Raw genomic sequence first — 16,286 nt, forward strand, 5'->3', positions numbered from 1 at the left:
AAGTGGCCAAACGCAGCAGACTGTAAATCTGTTCTCTGACGAGTTCGGTGGTTCGAATCCATCAGCCTCCACCAGTTATTCTCTCGAGCCATTAGCTCAGTTGGTAGAGCACCTGACTTTTAATCAGGGTGTCGTAGGTTCGAGTCCTACATGGCTCACCATTTAGGTGAAAAGTAAAGAGACCCCTTGAGGTCTCTTTTTGCATTGTACTTACTTATTTTACTTCATGATTGAAGTTTGTCGCGGACGGAGCGAAGCTTCTGGTCCATTGAAGCGTTTTTGTCTCGGCGGTCATCGATTTTGATCGATGTGGATACGCGTTTGGCTCCATGCTGGAACGGGGCTTCGTGCAACCGCTGAAGCACTTGAAATAAATCTGATAATTCTCCTTCGATGATGGTGCTCATCGGCATTGAATCGGTTCCGGGGCTTGTTCCAGCAGGCGGTGAAGATCGGCAACATATCCGCTTAAGCTGGTCGTTTCGGTTCCGATGGGAATGACGGTCACTTCGACTATAGCCAACGGTTCTCCCTCCTTCTAACTTGTAAACACGGCATGTGTTTATTTTACAGTAAAGGATGGGCAGGGTATAGTCACAACTCCATTCGCTTCATAGTCGCCTTGATATAATCGGCAGTTCGGGCCGCTAGCGCCATCACCGTATTGGTCGGATTGCCGCCTCCGGACGTTACGAAAATACTGGCATCGCATATGAATAGGTTCGGAATATCGTGCGTTTGCCCGTAAGAGTTCACGACGGACGTATCGGGATCGTTGCCCATACGGCAGCCTCCCATCAAATGGGCGGTATCGGGTACGACGAATTCGGGCTTGCCTCCTGCGGCGCTTAAAATTTCGCTCATCGTTCCGATCGCGTGCCGGATAAGCCGATCGTCGTTTTCTCCATAGCTGAAAGTGACTTTCGCGCGAGGCATGCCGAAAGTATCCTTTTCATCGCTCAAGGTAACGGCGTTGTCCGGATTCGGAAGCACTTCCCCGACCAACGTGACTCGCCCGTAGTAATTGTAGTCGAGTACCGTTTCCCGCAAACGTGTCCCCCAAACCGGACCATTTTTACCCGATTGGGTAATCCCGCTGGCAAAGCTCACGGGCCGGACCCCATGGGCGTGCAGCGTATAGCCACGGGCAAAATCGCGTTCAGGGGAAGTGGTGTAAAAGTCCTGCGTCGTTGCAAGCACCGGGGTTCCTTTATATAGGCGGACCTCCTCTTCAAATCGCGCATAGACATCGTGACTGCTGTGAGTCATGAATGCTTTCCCAACCCATCCGCTTCTGTTGGCAAGGCCGTTCGGAAACCGGTTGTTGGCTGAATTCAGGAGCAGCCTCGGAGTCTCTACGACATAGGCGGACAAAATGACCAACCGCGCCCGCTGCTCATAGGTCACATCGTTATGAACAAACGTCACTCCCGTGGCCCGGCCGCTGGCGTCCGTATTTACTTGGGTAACCCTGCAATCGGCTAGCAATTCCGCACCGGCTTCAATCGCTTTGGGAATATGGACGATCAGGGTGCTAAACTTGGCGTTCGGCATACAGCCTTGGTTGCAAAACCCGCGGTTGATGCAAGGCGGGCGGCCTTCGAAGGGCGCGGACAAAATGGCAAGCGGACTGACGACCCAGCGAATGCCGAGCTTTTCGCAGCCTCTGGCAAATACCTGCGCGTTCGGGCTGATCGGGTCGCGTTCGGGATAAGGATAGGGGCCGTGAAACTCGCCCCATGGGAAATCTTTTGGACCCGAGACGGCGATCTCCTTTTCGATCTTGGTATAGTAAGGCTCAAGATCGGAATAACTGATCGGCCAATCCTCTCCGACGCCGTCGAGCGTTTTGGTTCGAAAATCGCTTTCATGAAAACGCAAAAAGACTCCGGTAAAATGCGTTGTTCCCCCGCCAACCCCCCAGCCGGAATTGTTATGGCCCATTTGCAGCGGGTCATGACCATCCACGATACGTGCCTCCTGCCAACCCAAACTCTGCATAGATAGCTCATCGCTGGCAAAATCGTGCTGCGGGTCCCGAAACGGTCCGGCTTCCAGCACGACAACGCTCATACCGGCTTCGCTCAGCTCTTTGGCCAGCACACCGCCGGCAGCCCCGGCTCCAACAATGACGGCATCGACCGTCTCGCCCTCATATTTACGCTTCATGCTGTTTTTTCTCCTCCTTAGGCTCCCATGGATCAAGCTGCCCCGGATGCATACGTACATAGCCGCGGGGATAAGCGGGACCTCCGTATCCGATCTCCGACCATATTTCAGGATGAGAATAATAAGCCTCGACAGTGAGGTTCAGCAATTTCTTGAACAACGCGGCTTGCGGTACGTGCTGCCACACTTCGGGAGGCACCGCTTGATTACGGCTGACATCGAGCATGAGCTGTTTTTTTCGTTTCGGTTCAAGGTGAAAAAAGCGCTCGGTATGGATCGTTTGACATGCGGTATCCAGGGCATGAAGTCCTTCGCGCACCAGCACGGCCGCTTCAGGCTCACCGCTTTTACGCTGACTTTCTTGTCCGCCCGCCAGCGTCCGGTCGATATGATCCAATACGAACTGAATGATCTCCGGACGTTCGTCATCGACCAAGAGAGAGCACCAGGCCCGCAAATGTTCGGCCTCGACGGTCGTCAGGAACACATAATCGCCGGTAGTGTGCAAACGGGAAAGCACGATTCGCTGGGTATGATCGTCCCAAGCGTCTTTCTCGTGCATGACATCATAGGAAGGGTACCTTGTGAGCTTTTTCATCGTTTTACCTCCAATAATAGGCGAGAAGTCCAAGGACGCTCAACGCGCTGAACAAGACCGGAAGCACAACAGGAGGACCGACAAGAAAGTTTCGCATCGTATAGCCGCCGACGCGAACGCCTACCCCATGGAAATGAAAGTAAAACCCGATGCCGCCTGCAACAACACCGAACCACATAAGATAGGAAAAAAGGTAAAGCAGCCAATCCAGCCGATAATAGGCAAGCGTTACGGCAAGCAGGCTGAATATAGGGGCAGAGACGACGGGAACCCACATGGCTTTATGGTGAAAGTTTTGACGGTAATGTGAGATGGTTACTTGTATCCAAATGGCAAAGAAAGCGACGCCTACGAACAAAAAGACGACGCGTGCCAAGGGCCAACCGATCCAGTTCATACGAATCTTCCTCCGTTCCTGTTAGCGATGATGCCGCGGATAGGTTAGTGAGCCGAACGGCATGAGAGCCAGCTTCGTACCGGGGTCTTGCAGCAGAGCTTGGGTCGTCGCACTCAAATCATCGGCTGGATAAAAGCCTAGCAATTCAACCAAGTGACGAGGCAATGAGGAACGGACAAACACCCGGGCGCGGCGCAGCACTTCTTCCACATGCAAGATTTTGTGGGCACCGAGGACGAATCGTTCACGCAGCTTGTCCGTCATCTTTCGGCGATCGCCCATCGTTTCGATCCAATGCTGAAATAAGCCGTTTCCCATCCCTTCGGGACACTCCGCCACAAGAAGCAGGGAGCCTCCCGGCTTTACGAAAGCGGCGGCATTGCGGAGCGCTTTTAAGGCTTGATACATTTGTAAATCTTTCGGAGCTCCTCCGGCCGATACGACGACGACATCGTACAACTCGGTTACCTGCCGAGTAAACCAGCGGGCGGCAAATTCGGTTCCTATCTTATGAGCTTCCGCGGTATGTCCGGCTACGGCTTTCAGCACATGACGATCGTGGTCGACGATCACATTAAGCAGGAAATGGATAGGGACGAACCGCTCGGCTTCCTCTAAATCGAGGTGCAGCGGATTATACGGGTCGCCGGGAACGGCCGTGTACGTTAACGACAACGCATGATGGAATTCAATGGTGCGCTTGGATGCTACCCCGGGGACGAGCGCTTTGACGCCTCCGGAAATGCCCACCATCGCATGAGGCTCGATATTGCCCGTCGCAATGCGCAGCGGCGTCTCGGCGACCATGCGATTGATCTCGACCGGGGTGCCGAGCGACGTTGTCCCCATATAAACACAATCTTCCGATGCGGCGGAATGATTATGCACGCGGACTCTCGCGTAAATTTCGGCGCCGACCAGCCGCTTCAGTTCATCGGGCGTGTGCTTACGATGGGCGCCCAGCGCCACGACAATATCGACCTGATCGTCACGAAGGCCAGTCGCGTTCAGCTCTTCCAGCAGCGGAGGCAAAAGCAGCCTGGTAGGGCACAAACGGGTACCGTCGCTGATCAGAATGACGGCCCGGCTTGTCCCCTTGGCAAGCTCACGGAGTCTCTTGCTTCCTATAGGCGACGCCAATGCTTCGCAAATCCGGTTTCTGGACCATTCGGGAGATGTCTCTAAAGCTTCGAGCCCGTACGTCAATGTATCGTACGTCTTGCCCGAAGGCAGTTCCAGCGGGATAGTGGTGCAGCCATAACGCAGCTCGAGAATGGTACAATCCTCCTTCTCTTTGCAAATCAAGAATGGATGACGATGGAAAATATATATTTAGTATTACCGTATCTTAAGCTCTTATCCGCAGCTAAAAACGCGATTAATGATTTACGTCCTTAAGGCAGTTCCTTCTTGCGGTTCCTGGGCCTGATTGTGTTACAATGGATTGTACCTAGTTATTTTGAATAAAGATATAAGGTTGGGAGCGAGGAGATGGATTGGGAACAAGTGAGGGAGCAGCTTGAAGCCATACTGAATACTCCGGTTCAAACCACCAGATGGGCCTGGGAAGCGTGGCGGCGCGAAGTAAAGAAGCATAAAGCAGAGCCGGGGTCCGAAGGCGGAAGCTTGATCAAAGAGGGCAGGCTTCTTTTTTTGGCGCAAAAAGAAGAGCAGGATGCGCTGCTTCTGAGCATACAAGCAGATGCCGTATCCCCTGTGGAGCGGCGTCTCGTGGAGCTTACGCTGGAAAGCCGCAAAACGCAGGATAAAAAGTCTCCGGCGCTCGTCAACGAGGAGGAACGCAAAGCAGGGATGGTGCGCGATTGGCTTCGCACACAGCAGGAGCTTGGCTTGGCGCAGGCCGAGATGCCCGATTCCCTGGTATCGCAGTTGTCGCTCTACTCCAAAAAAATTCCGTTACTGTTGTATGGGGACTACACCACCTCGCGGCGGGCGCACGACCGGGAGCTGAAGAAGCTGCTGGAATCGTTCTTCGATGCGGATATGACCCTGATTCCTCTGACGGATAAGGAATGGCTCATTCTCGGCTCGGAGAAAATATTGTCGATAGTCTCTGGCGACGATAAGGAAGACTCGGATGGCGAAACGCTGGAAGACCGGCTTGCGGCCATCGGCTACGGCTTGCACGAAATGCTTGAGAATGAATGGGTAGGCGAATGCCATCTGGCCATCCACTACCCGATCATGCCGGCCCAATCGTTATATGCCGCAGTGCTTCAGCTCGGGGAGACGATGATGCTGGGACGCACATATCACGTGGGCAGCAATATGCATATGCCATGGGAGCTCCAACTGGAAAGGCTGGTGCATTTGGTGCCGGAAGCGGAGAAGGCTAGCTTTCTCGAGAACGTGGTAAAACGGCTCGATGTGGCGTTCGATGCGGAGACGATGACGACGCTCGAACAGTTTTTCCAGCTGGACTGCAACGTCAGCGAGACGGCCAAGAAGCTGTATATTCACCGCAATACGCTGTTGTACCGCTTGGACAAATTCAAGCAGGAGACGGGATTGGACGTACGGACGTTCAACAACGCCGTGCTTGTGAAGATTGCCATGCTATTGTACAAAGTAACGAAAAGGAAGTAATTTTTTTGTGAAGATTGTGCATAGTCATGATACGCCTTGTTACGGTATGATTTAAACAATGAACACGATACTAATTCGTAGGGGGAAACAATCATGGCAGGTGTACGTTTGAACCACATCGTCAAAAGATATCCGGGTGCAGAAGAAGCAACGGTAAAAGACTTCCATCTTGATATTCAGGACAAGGAATTTCTGGTTCTGGTAGGCGCTTCCGGTTGCGGTAAATCCACGACGCTGCGGATGATCGCCGGGTTGGAGGAAATTACGGAAGGCGAACTGTATATCGGCGACCGTCTCGTGAACGACGTCGCTCCGAAAGACCGTGATATTGCGATGGTATTCCAATCCTACGCTTTGTATCCCCACATGAACGTATATCAAAACATGGCATTCGGCTTGAAGCTGCGTAAATTCAAAAAAACCGACATCGACGCTCGCGTGCGCGAAGCGGCCAAAATTCTCGATATTGAGCACTTGCTCGACCGTAAGCCGAAGGCGCTCTCCGGCGGTCAGCGTCAGCGCGTTGCCTTGGGCCGGGCAATTGTCCGTGAGCCGCAAGTGTTCCTGATGGACGAACCGCTGTCCAACTTGGACGCAAAGCTGCGCGTACAAATGCGCGCCGAAATTACGAAGCTCGTAAAACGTCTCGAAACGACAACCATCTACGTAACGCATGACCAAACGGAAGCGATGACGATGGGCGACCGGATCGTCGTTATGGATAAAGGCATCATTCAACAAGCGGCATCTCCGGAGGACATCTACAACTATCCGGTGAACATGTTCGTAGCGGGCTTTATTGGTTCCCCGTCCATGAACTTCCTGCATGGCGCATTCGCTGAGCAAGGCGGCAGCTTGTACTTTAAAGCATCGGGCTTTAATGTCGAAGTACCGGAAGGCAAAGCCAAAATTCTCCGCGAGAAGGGCTATGCCAGCAAGGAAGTCGTGCTGGGCGTACGTCCGGAAGATTTCCACGAAGAAGCGATCTTTATGGAAGCTTCTCCGAACACGATCATCAACGCTCATATCGAAGTAGCGGAGAACCTTGGTCATGAAATGCTCTTGCACCTCAGCGGAATCGGCAGCCAAATCGCCGTGGTTCGTGTAGACGGCCGCTCGAACGCCAAAGAAGGCTCCAGCATAAAGCTTGCTGTGGATATGAACAAAGTTCACTTCTTCGATAAAGAAACGACGAATTCCATTTTGCTGAACGCTTAACGCGTATCAAACGGAATAAAAGGTCAGTCCTGACGGGCTGGCCTTTTTTGCTGCGGTTGGCATTGGAAGAGAAATCGCGATATGCTAGGCGTAGCCTCTATGAATGAAGGGTTCGTCCGAACAGCGCAACTGGCTGTACGGAGAACTGGGGAGTGGGGATTTCATGAGTATCGAGCAATTAAAAGTGTTTGTGACGGTAGCGGAGCTGCAGCATTTCTCACGTGCCGCAGAGCTGCTGCATTTGTCTCAGCCGGGAGTCAGCATGCATATCCGCAGCTTGGAAAACGAGTTCGGGACGAAGCTGCTGCATCGTTCGTCGAAGCGGGTGAAGCTGACGGAGGCAGGGGAAATCTTGTATCGTCAAGCGAAGGCGATACTGCTGCAATACGAGACGGCGAAGCATGAGATCGAGAGGCTGAACCAAGTCGTCTCCGGCAGTTTGAGCGTCGGGGCAAGCTTTACGATCGGCGAGTTTCTTTTGCCCAAGCTGCTGGCGAGCTATGCACGGCTGTATCCGGGGGTGGAGGTACAGGTCACCGTCGGTAATACGGATGAAATCGAGCGGCTTGTGCAGGCGCACGAGTTGGAGGTCGGGCTGGTCGAAGGAGAGCTGCAGCGGCCGGGGATTCGTTCGGAGACGTTCATGGAGGACGAAATGATCGTGGCCGTTCCGGCGGGACATCCGCTTGCGGCTTACCGGGAAGTGATGCCGGAGGCTTTGCAGGATCAAGTCTGGATTTTCCGCGAGGTCGGCTCCGGTACCCGGGCCTACAGCGACCGGCTGATCCGCGAGTGGGGACTGCGGGTGCAGCGGGCTTACGTGCTGAGCAGCACGCAAGGCGTCAAGGAGACGGTTGCTGCGGGACTGGGCATTGCCGTATTGTCGCGCTGGACTGTAGGACGAATGGTTGCGACGGAGGAACTGAAGGAGCTGCGAATTAGCGGCCAGCGGCTGACCCGTTTGTTGTCGCTGATTCAGGGCGAGGAGCGGGCGGGGACGCTTGCGCTGGACCGGTTCGTCCAGCAGGTGAGAGGGCTTCGCACGGCCTCTTCCGGTTGATTTATGCGGCTGATTCCTTTAGGATGAGGATATTGGGATAAAAAGGAGAAAGATCACGATGCCGAAAAAAGTGAAAGTATCGGATTTGGTGAGAGAGTTCCATCTGGAGATTATTTGCGGCGAAGAGGGACTGAAGCGTCCGATCGTCACGGCGGATTTGTACCGTCCCGGGCTTGAGATGGCTGGATATTACGAATTCCATCCGACGGACCGGGTCCAAATTCTCGGCAAAACGGAGCTGACGTTCTTCGACGGGTTGTCATCGGAGGAGCGAATGGACCGGATGCACCGACTGTGCGCGCCGGAGGAAACGCCTTGCATTATTATCAGCCGCGGGATGGACGCGCCGATCGAGCTGCTGGCGGCGGCGAACGACCATCAGATCACGGTTGTTCGGACGGCGATGGCAACGACGATTTTGGCCAGCCGCGTAACGAACTTTCTGGAAAACCGGCTTGCCCCTACGACAACGATTCATGGGGTGCTGGTCGACGTATATGGTATCGGTATGCTGATTTCCGGGTCCAGCGGGATCGGCAAAAGCGAAACGGCATTGGAGCTGGTGAAGCGGGGACACCGGCTGATCGCGGACGATGCGGTGGAAATCCGTCAAACGGCCGACCATCAGCTGATCGGCAACGCGCCCGAATTAATTCGGCATCTGCTTGAAATCCGCGGCATCGGGATTATTAACGTCATGACGCTGTTCGGCGCTGGTGCGGTGCGTACCGAGAAGAAAATATCCGTGGTCGTCAAGCTGGAGACATGGCAGCAGGACAAGCAGTACGACCGGCTCGGCCTGGACGAGGAAACGACCCAGATTATTGATACGAACATACCGCTCGTGACGATTCCGGTCCGGCCTGGACGAAACTTGGCGGTTATTATTGAAGTTGCGGCGATGAACTACCGCTTGAAACGGATGGGTTATAACGCCGCCCTGCAGTTTACGAATAAATTGACCGAGTCGCTGGCCGAGGACATGGACGATTTGTAAGGGAAGCCCGATTTGACGGGTGGACAATTTTTGGCATAAGGAAGGAGTTACAAGCATGTTTCTCGCGATTAATCCGATTGCTTTTTCCATCGGTCCGTTAAGCATCCGTTGGTACGGCATCATCTTAGGGACGGCGGCGCTGGTCGGTTTGCTGCTCGCGATTCGAGAAGGGAAACGGTTCCGCATGTCCCCGGACTTCTTCATGGATCTGGTGCTAATCGGGGTGCCGTCGGCGATCGTTGGCGCAAGAATTTACTATGTCGCTTTCAAATGGGAGGATTACCAAGATAATCTGTGGAAAGTCTTTGCCGTTTGGGAAGGCGGTATTGCCATCTACGGAGCGTTGATCGGCGCCATTATCGCGGCGGTCATTTATGTGCGGCGGAAAGGTTACTCGTTCTGGCGCATCGCCGATATTTGCGCGCCGGGCTTAATCATCGGACAAGCGATCGGGCGTTGGGGCAATTTCATTAATCAGGAAGCGCACGGCGGGCCGGTGGCGGAGTCGTTCCTCAGGAACAACCTTCATCTGCCGGATTGGATCATCAATCAAATGCTTATTGAAGGCCAGTATTACCATCCGACGTTTTTATATGAGTCGCTTTGGAACGTCGCAGGGCTCCTCCTGCTGTTCGTGCTGCGGCGGCGTTCGTTTTTACGGGCGGGAGAGCTCTTCTTCAGTTATTTCATCTGGTATTCGATCGGGCGGTTTTTCGTAGAAGGCCTGCGGACGGACAGTCTCGATTTTACGGGACCAAGCTGGCTGGTCGCGCTGATGAACGGCATGTGGTCGCCGATGACAGCTTTCGGCTTCGAGCCAGGATTCATGACCTACGGAGGCAATGTGCGAATTTCTCAGCTTCTGGCGGTGCTGATCGTGCTGGCCGCGATTGCGCTGATCTTCGTTCGCCGCCGGACGGGCGCAGCTTCGGAGCGCTATAGCGATCCGATTGTACGGATCGGACAAGTCTCGGAGGAAGCGAGCAAAGCCGGCGATGCAGACAATCGGCCGGATGCCACCAAGGAAGCAGACATAAAGGCAAAGGAGTAGCAGCATGATACAAACGGTGTTATTTGATCTGGACGGAACGATTGTCGATACGAACGAGCTCATTATTCAGTCGTTCTTGCATACGTTCGAGGGAATAACCGCAGAGCCGGTAACCCGGGAACACATTGTGCCGAACATGGGACGGCCGTTGATCGAGCAGATGGTGTTCTTCTCCGGACGGGAGCAGGTGGACGATCTGGTGCAAAAGTACCGGGCGTTTAACGTTGTGCATCATGACGAGCTGGTGCGGGAATTTCCTTATGTTCGCGAGACGCTGGCCAAGCTCCATGCCGCCGGCGTCAAGCTGGGCGTGGTGACAAGCAAAATCCGGCAGACGACGGAAATGGGGCTGAAGCTGACGGGGCTATACGACTACTTCGGCACGATCGTGACGGTGGACGACGTCGGGAAAGCGAAGCCGGACCCGGAAGGGATTCATAGAGCGGTCCGGGAGCTTGGCGGCGATCTCTCGTCCGTGCTAATGGTCGGCGACAGCCACTATGACATCGAAGCGGCGCACAATGCGGGCATTCCGTCGGTAGCGGTCGCTTGGTCGTTGAAAGGGACCGAATATTTGAAAGAGTATCACCCGACCCATATCATTCAGAATATGCGCGATATTGTGCCGATTGTCGGGATCGAGGGGAAGTAGCGCTTGAGAAACACGGACAAATATCCGGTGGAAGGGCCAAACTCGCTGTGGCAGGTATATAAGACGATCAGCCGTTTCAAGGCGGTCCGCAATTTTATTTTTATCCAAATTTCCAGGTATGCGCCCTCCTTGCCGATGAAACGGTGGATTTACCGCCACGTGCTTGGGATGAAGGTAGGGGAGCATGCCTCCTTTGCGTTAATGGTGATGGTGGATGTGTTTTTTCCGGAGAAGATCGAGGTTGGAGACAATACGATTATCGGTTACAATTCGACGATTTTGACGCATGAGTATTTGATCAAGGAATACCGGCTCGGGCGGGTGAAAATCGGGTCGCATGTGATGATCGGAGCGAATACGACGATTTTGCCCGGGGTGACGATTGGCGATCATGCGGTCGTGGGCGCGGGCTCGGTCGTGCATAAGGATGTTGCGCCGTACAGCTTTGTGGCGGGGAATCCGCTTCAGGTGATCCGGGAGGATGTGCGCATGACGGAGCAGGATAGATGAGCTGGCATGTTTTATCGGTTGCAAATTTAAAATTTTGCAAAAGTTAACAATATGTTCTATAATACGGCTTATACAATAAAAAGGCTTGCAAGGGCGGTCGGCTAATCTCCCGGAAGGGAGGTGGTGCCTGTGGAGGCTAAGGACACGCTAACTTTAATGATCGGCTTCGGGATGCTGCTTATTGCGCTGCTCACGCTGATAGTTAACATCATTGTCGCTCTTATCCAAAACAAAAAGAAATAGACCGCCCATCACACAGGGAATACGGTCTATTTCGCAATCATTCCTTATTCAGCCGACCGCCTTTGAAGCGGTTATTGTGCCAAGGGAGAACGGTAGCAGCCGTTGCTCCCTTGTATTGTTTATTATATGCTCTTGCCTTTATTCGTGCAACCGGCTCCATGCGATCGGATCATTGACGAATCAAGCGTTCCCGTGATAAACTTACGATTACATTCTTTATTTTGGTAGCATGGTAGCGCACTAAAGCAAAATTAAAGATAGCAGGGTGAAGACGGTGTCCAAACCGAAGGTGTTTGAAAAGCCAACAGGCGTAAAAGATTACCTCCCCGAAGCGGCGGCCAAGCTCCGCCGCATCGAATATAAAGTCATGCAGTGCATGGAGCGCTGGGGCTATAGAGAAATTATTACTCCTACTCTGGAGTATTACGATACCGTTGGGGTGGCCAGCTCGACGGAGGACAAAAAGCTGTTCAAGCTGCTGGACCGGAATGGCACGACGCTTGTGATGCGTTCCGATATGACGGCGCCAATCGCCCGGGTTGCTTCCTCGCTGCTCAAGGAGCATCCGTTTCCGCTGCGGCTCTCGTATCAAGCGAACGTATTTCGGGCGTTCGAAGCGGAGGCGGGACGGGATGCGGAGTTTTTCCAGACGGGCGTGGAGCTCATAGGCGATGCTTCCAGCGAAGCCGATGCCGAGGTGATCGCTTTGGCGATTGCTTGCTTGCAAGCAGCGGGTGTGCAGCAGTTCAAGATCGCCCTCGGCCATGTGGGCTTCCTCAACGGCTTGTTCCAAGAGATGCTGCAGCAGCGTCAGGATGCACAGACCGCGCTGAAAGCGTGTCTGCTCAGCCGCGATCACGTCGGCTACCGGGAGACGATCAAGTCGCTTGGCCTTCCTCGCGAAGTGCAGCAGGAGTTGGAAGGCATTCTCCGGCTGCGCGGCGGGCGGGAAATCTGCAATCAGGCGCGGCAGGTAACGAAGGACCCTGTTGCCCAGCATGCGATTGCGCATCTGTGCGAAATCTGGGATGTGCTGGAAGCGCATGGCGTCACCGAGCATGTGCTGATCGATCTGACGATGATCGGCGATTTCTCGTACTATACGGGGATGACGTTCGAAGGCTACGCTGCGGATCTGGGCTTTCCCGTGTGCAGCGGGGGACGGTACGATAACCTGCTGGCGCAGTTCGGGCGTCCGGCACCGGCGACGGGCTTCGGGCTGAAGACGAACCGGATCTTGGAAGTGATCGGCAAAAGCAAAACGGAAGAAGTCCCGCAGCGGGTGCTGATTGTCTACACGGAGCGTCATCGGGCGGCAGCACTGGCTAAGGCAAGGGAGTACCGCTCGCGAGAAGGCTTTATTGCGGAGACGCGTCTTCTGGCGGACGGACAACAAGGGCTGAATGAAGTTCGGCAAGCAGACGGCGCACTGCAAGTGCACGGCTCCCGCTATGGCGACATCATATCGTTTACGGAGTAAGGAGGGGCAGCGCATGCAGGACTTATTGAAGGTGGCAATGCCCAAAGGGCGTATTTATAAACAGGCATCCAAGCTGTTCCGCGAAGCGGGCCTCGCCATCCCGGAGGAGACGGACGATTCGCGCAAGCTGATTATTGCCGTGCCGGAGGCGCGGATGGAATTCATTATGGCGAAGCCGGTCGATGTGCCGACCTACGTCGAATATGGCGTGGCGGATATTGGCGTCGTCGGCAAAGACGTGCTGATGGAGGAGAACCGGGACGTATACGAGCTGCTGGATCTCGGGATTGCGCGCTGCCGCATGTCGGTCATCGGGCTGCCGGATTGGCAGCCGGTGCTGAACCCGCGGGTGGCGACGAAATATCCGAACGTGGCTTCGCAATATTTTCGGGAGCAGGGTCAGCAGGTGGAGGTCATCAAGCTGAACGGCTCGATCGAGCTGGCGCCGCTGATCGGTTTGGCCGACCGGATCGTCGATATGGTGGAGACCGGCAGCACGATCCGGGAAAACGGGCTGGCGGAGCATGAGCAAATTTTTGCGATTACAAGCCGGCTCATTGCCAACCGTGTCAGCTACCGGATGAAGAACGACGCTATTCAGGCGCTCTGCGACCGGCTGCAGCCGGTCATTGCCGCTGTGATGGCAAAGGTATAGCCTCATAACTGGCTGTATAGCCGGAAGAATAAGAAGAGAAATTCGCATACATCAAAGGAGGCGTGGTCATGAGAGTGATGCCCGCATCGGAATTTTCGCTGCAGCGGGAGGTCGAATACGGCACGCCCGAGCAAAACGAGAGCGTACAGCGCATTATCGAAGAGGTGCGCCGGGACAGGGATGCCGCACTGCGCAAGTTCGCGCAACAGTTTGATGGCGTCAAGATAGGAGAGCTGCGCGTCACACAGGAGGAGATCGAAGCCGCCTATACGCAGGTGGATGAAGGCTTCCTGGCGGCGCTGCGCGAAGCGGCCGTGAATATACGCCGCTTCCATGAGAAGCAGATGCGCAATTCGTGGATGGACCTGCAAGCCGACGGCAGCATTCTCGGCCAAGTGATCCGCCCGCTGCGCCGGGTCGGGCTGTATGTGCCCGGCGGCAAGGCAGCGTATCCGTCGTCGGTGCTGATGAACGCGATCCCGGCACAGGTTGCGGGCGTGCCCGAAATCGTGATGGTGACGCCACCGGCTACGGCCGGGGTGGAGGGCATCAACCCGCATATTCTCGTTGCAGCCGCGGAAGCAGGCGTGCGTGAAATTTACCGCGTCGGCGGCGCGCAGGCGGTAGCTGCGCTGGCGTACGGGACGGAGTCGATTCCGGCGGCGGACAAAATCGTCGGCCCCGGCAACATCTACGTCGCGCTGGCGAAGCGCAGTGTGTTCGGCGCGGTGGACATCGACAGCATCGCCGGGCCGAGCGAGATCGTCGTTCTGGCGGACGAAACGGCGGATGCCGCCTATGTGGCGGCGGATCTGCTATCGCAGGCCGAGCACGACGAGATGGCCTCGGCCATTCTCGTCACGCCGTCGCAGGAGCTGGCCGAAGCGGTCCGCCTGGAGGTGGACCGTCAGTTGAGCGAGCTGCCGCGCCGCGATATTGCCGCACAATCGATTCGCGATTATGGCGCGATTTTGACCGTGGATAGCCTCGAGGAAGGCGTCCGCGCTGTGAACCGGCTGGCGCCGGAGCATTTGGAAATCATCGTGCGTGAGCCGTTTGATTATTTGAGCCGGATCGAGAACGCCGGAGCGATTTTCCTCGGGCCTTACAGCTCGGAGCCGGTGGGGGACTATTTTGCGGGACCGAACCACGTGCTGCCGACGAATGGAACGGCACGGTTCTCGTCGCCGCTGAACGTCGACGACTTTCTGAAAAAATCGAGCGTCATCTATTATAGCAAGGAAGCGCTGCTGCGCGACGGAGAGAAAATTATAACGCTAGCCCGTCACGAAGGGCTGGATGCGCATGCGCGGGCAATCGAAATTCGCTTGAAGAAAGAAGGGGACCAGCGTGGCTGAGCAAAACCAGCTAGGGGCCGGGCGACAGGCCGAAATCGCGCGCAAAACGAACGAGACGGACATCCGGCTCGCATTTAACGTGGACGGTACCGGCGTATCCGAAATCGAAACGGATGTGCCGTTCTTGAATCATATGCTCGATCTGTTCACGAAGCATGGGCAGTTCGATTTGAAGGTGGACGCCAAAGGCGACGTCGATATTGACGATCATCATACAGTCGAGGATATCGGCATCTGCCTCGGACAGACGCTGCGCGAGGCGCTGGGCGACAAGAGGGGAATCAAGCGCTACGCCAACGTATTCATTCCGATGGACGAAGCGCTGGCGCAGGTGGCGATCGATATCAGCAACCGGCCGCATTTGGAATATCGGGCCCAATATCCGTCGGCGACGGTCGGCAGCTTTACGACGGAGCTGGTGCACGAATTTTTGTGGAAATTTGCGCTGGAGGCGCGGATTACGCTGCATGTCATCGTGCACTACGGACATAACACGCACCATATGGTCGAAGCGGTATTCAAGGCGCTCGGACGGGCGCTCGACGAGGCGACGAGCATTGATCCCCGCGTACAGGGCGTGCCGTCGACGAAAGGGGTTCTGTAATCCATGATCGCCATCATCGATTACGGCATGGGCAACCTGCACAGCGTCGCTTCAGCGGTGGAACGGCTTGGCTACCGCGGCGTGATCGTTTCGGACGAGCAGGAGCTGCTTCAGGCGGAAGGAGCCATTCTTCCCGGCGTCGGGGCGTTCGGCGATGCGATGGACCACCTGCGCGAATCGAAGCTGGATGCGGCCGTGAAGCGTTATGCGGCAAGCGGGAAGCCGCTGCTTGGCATCTGCCTGGGCATGCAGCTTTTGTTTAGCCGCAGCGAGGAGCACGGTTTGCATGAGGGGCTGAACCTACTGCCCGGAGACGTCGTCCGCTTCCGCGGCGATTACAAGGTGCCTCATATGGGATGGAACAAGCTCGAATTCCGGCAGGCAAGCCCGCTGTTTGAAGAGGTAGAAGAGGGGCATGTGTACTTCGTTCACTCGTTTCATGTCAAGCCGGAGCAGCCAGGTGATCTGCTGGCGGTAACGGATTACTACCAGCAGGTGACGGCCATCGTCGGCCGCAATAACGTATTCGGGATGCAATTTCACCCCGAAAAAAGCGGCAGCGTCGGCATGAATCTGCTCGGCAATTTTCTTGCGCTGTGTACGCGTAAGTAGACGAGCCGTGCGCTTGGCTCCGGTACGCCGGACCGGGCTTTCAAACGATCGGCGCGATTCATATTTCCAAGGTTG

At 55.2% G+C, this 16,286-nt stretch carries 17 protein-coding genes, 1 tRNA gene and 1 pseudogene; 14 read left to right on the forward strand and 5 right to left on the reverse strand.

Annotation, left to right across the window (positions count from 1 at the left end; all coding sequences use genetic code 11):
• The first annotated feature begins 85 nt into the window (after positions 1-85).
• Positions 86-161: transfer RNA gene (locus NLX71_RS21205), tRNA-Lys, on the forward strand.
• Positions 162-224: 63 nt separating this feature from the next.
• Here the strand turns inward: NLX71_RS21205 and NLX71_RS21210 are convergent.
• The 5 genes and pseudogenes from NLX71_RS21210 to NLX71_RS21230 all read right to left on the reverse strand — a co-directional run bounded on the left by NLX71_RS21210 (position 225) and on the right by NLX71_RS21230 (position 4,469).
• A pseudogene (locus NLX71_RS21210) lies at positions 225-523 on the reverse strand (MTH1187 family thiamine-binding protein).
• A 71-nt stretch (positions 524-594) separates the two neighbouring features.
• Positions 595-2,169, reverse strand: coding sequence for a GMC family oxidoreductase (locus tag NLX71_RS21215; protein ID WP_254365763.1), 1,575 nt, complete (start codon positions 2,167-2,169; stop codon positions 595-597).
• Complete coding sequence (locus NLX71_RS21220; RefSeq protein WP_254365764.1) at positions 2,159-2,767, reverse strand: gluconate 2-dehydrogenase subunit 3 family protein; 609 nt, start codon at positions 2,765-2,767, stop codon at positions 2,159-2,161. The genes NLX71_RS21215 and NLX71_RS21220 overlap by 11 nt, the downstream gene beginning before the upstream one ends.
• Positions 2,768-2,771: 4 nt before the next feature.
• Entirely contained in the window at positions 2,772-3,164 is a 393-nt protein-coding gene (locus tag NLX71_RS21225) for a hypothetical protein (RefSeq protein WP_254365765.1), read from the reverse strand.
• A 21-nt stretch (positions 3,165-3,185) separates the two neighbouring features.
• Positions 3,186-4,469, reverse strand: a complete 1,284-nt coding sequence (locus tag NLX71_RS21230) for a nickel-dependent lactate racemase family protein (protein ID WP_254365766.1) — start codon at positions 4,467-4,469, stop codon at positions 3,186-3,188.
• Positions 4,470-4,655: 186 nt separating this feature from the next.
• On the opposite strand from NLX71_RS21230, the gene NLX71_RS21235 reads away from it, so the two are divergent.
• The 13 genes from NLX71_RS21235 (at position 4,656) to hisH (ending at position 16,211) form a co-directional block, all read left to right on the forward strand.
• Positions 4,656-5,771 (forward strand): PucR family transcriptional regulator, encoded by a 1,116-nt coding sequence (locus NLX71_RS21235; RefSeq protein WP_254365767.1) that lies wholly within the window; start codon positions 4,656-4,658, stop codon positions 5,769-5,771.
• A 93-nt stretch (positions 5,772-5,864) separates the two neighbouring features.
• Positions 5,865-6,989, forward strand: a complete 1,125-nt coding sequence (locus NLX71_RS21240) for an ABC transporter ATP-binding protein (RefSeq protein WP_254365768.1) — start codon at positions 5,865-5,867, stop codon at positions 6,987-6,989.
• A gap of 163 nt (positions 6,990-7,152) precedes the next feature.
• Positions 7,153-8,049, forward strand: coding sequence for a LysR family transcriptional regulator (locus NLX71_RS21245; RefSeq protein ID WP_254365769.1), 897 nt, complete (start codon positions 7,153-7,155; stop codon positions 8,047-8,049).
• A 58-nt stretch (positions 8,050-8,107) separates the two neighbouring features.
• Positions 8,108-9,046, forward strand: coding sequence for an HPr(Ser) kinase/phosphatase (hprK, locus tag NLX71_RS21250; RefSeq protein WP_090674156.1), 939 nt, complete (start codon positions 8,108-8,110; stop codon positions 9,044-9,046).
• A 55-nt stretch (positions 9,047-9,101) separates the two neighbouring features.
• A complete protein-coding gene (gene lgt, locus NLX71_RS21255) occupies positions 9,102-10,097 on the forward strand; it encodes a prolipoprotein diacylglyceryl transferase (protein ID WP_254365770.1) in 996 nt (331 codons plus the stop codon).
• Positions 10,098-10,101: 4 nt separating this feature from the next.
• Complete coding sequence (gene ppaX, locus NLX71_RS21260; RefSeq protein WP_254365771.1) at positions 10,102-10,749, forward strand: pyrophosphatase PpaX; 648 nt, start codon at positions 10,102-10,104, stop codon at positions 10,747-10,749.
• Between the two features lie 3 nt (positions 10,750-10,752).
• A complete protein-coding gene (locus tag NLX71_RS21265; protein WP_090674153.1) occupies positions 10,753-11,259 on the forward strand; it encodes an acyltransferase in 507 nt (168 codons plus the stop codon).
• 129 nt (positions 11,260-11,388) lie between these two features.
• Positions 11,389-11,502 carry a putative holin-like toxin gene (locus NLX71_RS21270; protein WP_143006920.1) on the forward strand — a complete coding sequence of 38 codons (114 nt, stop codon included), beginning with the start codon at positions 11,389-11,391 and terminating at the stop codon, positions 11,500-11,502.
• Positions 11,503-11,776: 274 nt separating this feature from the next.
• Positions 11,777-12,982 carry an ATP phosphoribosyltransferase regulatory subunit gene (locus tag NLX71_RS21275; protein WP_254365772.1) on the forward strand — a complete coding sequence of 402 codons (1,206 nt, stop codon included), beginning with the start codon at positions 11,777-11,779 and terminating at the stop codon, positions 12,980-12,982.
• A gap of 13 nt (positions 12,983-12,995) precedes the next feature.
• On the forward strand, positions 12,996-13,637 hold the full coding sequence (hisG, locus tag NLX71_RS21280) for an ATP phosphoribosyltransferase (RefSeq protein ID WP_254365773.1): 642 nt from the start codon (positions 12,996-12,998) through the stop codon (positions 13,635-13,637).
• A 68-nt stretch (positions 13,638-13,705) separates the two neighbouring features.
• Entirely contained in the window at positions 13,706-14,995 is a 1,290-nt protein-coding gene (hisD, locus tag NLX71_RS21285) for a histidinol dehydrogenase (protein ID WP_254365774.1), read from the forward strand.
• Positions 14,988-15,599 (forward strand): imidazoleglycerol-phosphate dehydratase HisB, encoded by a 612-nt coding sequence (gene hisB / locus NLX71_RS21290; protein ID WP_254365775.1) that lies wholly within the window; start codon positions 14,988-14,990, stop codon positions 15,597-15,599. The genes hisD and hisB overlap by 8 nt, the downstream gene beginning before the upstream one ends.
• A 3-nt stretch (positions 15,600-15,602) precedes the next feature.
• The gene (gene hisH, locus NLX71_RS21295; RefSeq protein WP_254365776.1) at positions 15,603-16,211 is read left to right on the forward strand and encodes an imidazole glycerol phosphate synthase subunit HisH; all 609 of its coding nucleotides are present in this window, start codon (positions 15,603-15,605) and stop codon (positions 16,209-16,211) included.
• Positions 16,212-16,286: the final 75 nt, after the last annotated feature.

It is taken from the genome of Paenibacillus sp. MZ04-78.2, assembly GCF_024213375.1.
Lineage (GTDB): Bacteria > Bacillota > Bacilli > Paenibacillales > NBRC-103111 > Paenibacillus_G.